This is a genomic window from Pseudodesulfovibrio pelocollis (genome assembly GCF_030282845.1).
GTDB lineage: Bacteria > Desulfobacterota > Desulfovibrionia > Desulfovibrionales > Desulfovibrionaceae > Pseudodesulfovibrio > Pseudodesulfovibrio pelocollis.
This window is the reverse complement of record NZ_JASTWE010000110.1, coordinates 1-839: the sequence shown is the minus strand read 5'-3', so window position 1 is coordinate 839 and position 839 is coordinate 1. Positions and strand designations below refer to the sequence as shown.

Sequence of the window (839 nt, the reverse complement as noted above, 5' to 3'; positions counted from 1 at the left end):
CTGGGCATTGTTCCGTCCTTGTGGTTGAGGCGGCCCCGGTGTGCGGGGCCGCCGTTGTCGCTTGCGTGTCTGGCCTAGAGGCCGTCGGCGTAGGCCACGGTCTCGGGGTAGACGAACTCCACTTCGCCCAGGGTGCCGAAGTAGGTGGTGAGCTGGTGGATGCCGCGACACTCCAGCGGCGTGCGCTGCAGCGGTACCATGGGATAGCGCACGAACTGCTTGTCCTTGGTGTAGGCCACGGCCCGGTCGGCCCCGCCCACGCCGCGCCCGGTCAGCCACTTGAGCGGCTTGATCTCCAGCGGGCGTCCGTTCTGCTGGGCAGAGAGGCAGCTCTTGGCGATGTACATGAGCAGGCTCTCACTGCCCGCCGAGGTCACCGGCTTGGTCAGCAGCCCGAACTTCTTGGGCGGCAGCAGCAGGTCCGTGGGGCACACGGCAAAGCCGCTGCGCGCCCAGGTCTCGTAGATCAGCTCGTTGATGTCGGTCAGGATCTGGTCCGGGGTCATGCCGTCGGCGTACCACTCGGCGTCAAAGCCGGCCGGGGTGATGGCCGCGTTGTTGACCAGGCCGGAGCTGCCCTTGTCCGTGTCGCCGATGTAGACCATCTCGTCCACGTCCATGTTGTGCTTGAGCCGGAGCCCCTCGTGCTTCTGGGTGTCGATGGGCCGCCCCACCTGCTGCGAGCGCACCAGCTCGGGGATGGAGTAGCCGACCTCCATGCCCCACAGGTGCATGGGCAAGGTGGTCTTGTCGATGCCCACGGCGATCCCGGCGATGGCCGTGGAGTTGCCGCCGATCCAGTTCTTGCCGCCGGGGGTGAGCCCGCCGGGCGCGGCCAG

1 protein-coding gene is annotated in these 839 nt (G+C 67.8%); it reads right to left on the bottom strand.

Annotation, left to right across the window (positions count from 1 at the left end):
- Positions 1-74: 74 nt before the first annotated feature.
- Positions 75-839: DUF2184 domain-containing protein (locus QQS14_RS16405; RefSeq protein WP_285908096.1), on the bottom strand; the 765-nt coding region annotated here is incomplete at its 5' end.